The 2,514-nt window shown below is 75.6% G+C and carries 2 protein-coding genes; both read left to right on the forward strand.

All coding sequences use genetic code 11. The annotated features are described in order from the left end of the window. A partial coding sequence (locus tag G5C65_RS35355) for a hypothetical protein (RefSeq protein ID WP_165303150.1) occupies nt 1–1,502 on the forward strand: 1,502 nt, incomplete at its 5' end. Between the two features lie 79 nt (nt 1,503–1,581). After that, nucleotides 1,582–2,508: a hypothetical protein gene (locus G5C65_RS35360; protein WP_165303151.1), complete on the forward strand. Its 927-nt coding sequence runs from the start codon at nt 1,582–1,584 to the stop codon at nt 2,506–2,508. Nucleotides 2,509–2,514: the final 6 nt, after the last annotated feature.

Below are 2,514 nucleotides of genomic sequence, written 5' to 3' on the forward strand. Positions count from 1 at the left end.
GGCCGGGGGCGGCCGCCCCGACCCCGGCCCCGGGTCCCGCGGCCGACGAGGGGCTGGCCCGCCGGCTGCGCGCGCTCGCCTGCACCGCGCCGCTGCACGACCTGGACACCCGCAAGGCGAACCTCGCGGGGGCGTACTCGACGTACGAGATGGCCGAGCTGGCCCTGGCCGCGATCGATCTCGTCACGCTTCAGATGGACTTCGACACCGGCGCCGACCACGAGCAGATAGTGACCAGGCTGCTGCCCCGCGTCGCCGCCCAGGCCCCGGACCGCGCGGCGGCCGAGCACGAGCGCGTGGCCCGCTGGGTGCTGGAGAACCTGATCAACGTCGGCAGCGTCGACCGCGGCTTCCGCGCCGTCTACGGCACCTTCGGCCCGGACGGCGCGTACGTCCGCAGGGACTACGACTTCAAGCTCGTCGAGGAGGTCCCGGGGCCGGGCGGCAGCGTCTATCTGCGCACCACGGACGAGGCGGTCAACGTCCTCGTCGGCGCCCTCGACACGGATGTGACCAGCGCCCAGATCGCCGCCGAGGTCAAGCTGGAGGTGCTGATCTCGCGCGGGCGGCTGGCCGACGCCCAGCTCGCGGCCGAGCAGGCCCGCTACCGCACCGTGCAGTACGCCGAGACGCTGCGCCGCACCCTGGAGGCCACCCGGCGCGACGTCCGCGCGGTGGACTGGCTGCACACCGTCCCCGCAATGATCACCGAGGCGCTCGACCACGTCGCCGACCGCTACCGCCACGAGAACGCCATCCTCACCAACATCCGCAAGGCGCGCGACGAGGCCGGCTCCGACCTGGGCCCGGCCCACAAGCGGCGGGCCGCCGAGCTCGTGGACATCGTCAAGGACTGCATCCGCCGCCACACCCAGCTCCAGTCGCGGCTGCTGGAGGCCGGGCCGCTGTTCCGCGCCGAGCAGGACCGGCAGGCGTTCGCACCGCCCGCGGCCCGCGCCGGGACCGATCTGTACGGGCAGGTGCTCGCGCCCGTGCTGCCGCTGCCCCTGGAGCGGGCGACCCGGGTGACGGACGTGTTCTTCGCGCGCGGCGCCGGCCTGCGCACCCCCGGCGCCGTCCGGCTGGGCGACCTGGTCGACCTGCTGCTGACCCCGCCCGCGCCGCGCGAGCACCTCGGCGCCGAGATGCCCGAGCCCGACCTGGTCGCCACCCCGGACGACAGCCGGTTCACCGAGGAGCAGCTGGAGGCCGCGACGGAGCTGCTGGAGCTGCCCGCCGACGCGCCGCGCCGGCTGTCCGGACTGCTGGCCGAGGCCCGCCGCCGCGATCCCGAGCTGCCGTATCTGGTCGCCCTCCTCGCCGTGCACTCCGCCAGCCCGCCCGTCGGCACGGCGTACCGCCAGGGAGAGGAGCGGCTGCTGTTCGCCGTGGACGACGGCACCCCGCTCGACGACGAGGAGTTCGGCGGCGCCGACCTGATCGTGGGCACCGCCCTGCTGGACGCCGCCGGCATGGCGGCCGAGCGGACGGAGGCGGTGTGAGGCGCCCCGCCCGACGCGGGGAGCACCCTCCCGCACAGCACCGAGCCCCGACGGGCCCAGACGAGATGAGCGAGTGACCGTGAGCGACTTCGTGACCGAACCCGAGCCGGGCGAGCCGGAGAGCCCGCGGGCACCGGGAGCGTCCGGGGCGCCGGGAGCACCGGGAGTGCCGGGTGCGCCGGGAGCCGTCACCCCGGCCGACGCCGCCGACGCCGCCCGGCTCGTCTCCCTCGGCCTGCACCCCAAGCTGGCCCCCGCCCGCGACGCCGAGTACGCCGAACTGCTCCGCCGCTACCGCGAGGAGCCCCCTTTCGCCCGGCTGGCCGACGCCGTGGCCACCGGTCTCGGCCTCGTCGTCCTGGAGGTGTCCACCCGCGCGGGCATGGCCCTGGCCGCCGCCGAGGACTCCGTCTTCGCCGTCCGCATGGGCGACTACGCCCGGCGCGCCACCGCCGACTCCGCCGACCGCTTCCTGCACGGCCTCGCCCACCTCGCCGTCGCCGCCATGGCCTTCCCCCGCCCCGAGGACCTCGCCGACGACGGCTACATCGGCCGTATCACCGTCAACGGCGTCGACTCGTTCGTCCGCCAGGCGTGCCGCAGGCTCGACGAGCGGGCCGAGGAGCAGGGGGACAACACCGACCCGGTCAGTGACGCGCCCGGCCTGGAGGCCGCCTGGCGGGTGTACGCGCGGCGCAGCGCCACCGGCGCCACCAAGGACGCGCGGCGGCTGGCCGGTTCGACCACCGGCATCATCGCCAAGGCCGTCGCCTTCCTCGCCGACTCCGGCTTCCTCCAGAAGACCGGAGACGACGCCGGAGGCACCTACCGCACCACCGCCCGCTACCAGCTCCAGGTCCGCGACATGGCGAGCAGCGCCGCCATGGCCGAGCTGCTGGACCTCGGCATCGTCCCCGTCTCCGACGGCACCGCCAGCCTGCTGCCCCCGCAGGACCCGGACGACTTCGAGCCGGCCCCCGACGCGGGCCTGCCCTTCCACTCCTGATCCTTT

Source organism: Streptomyces boncukensis (genome assembly GCF_011045075.1).
Taxonomy (GTDB): Bacteria; Actinomycetota; Actinomycetes; order Streptomycetales; family Streptomycetaceae; genus Streptomyces; species Streptomyces boncukensis.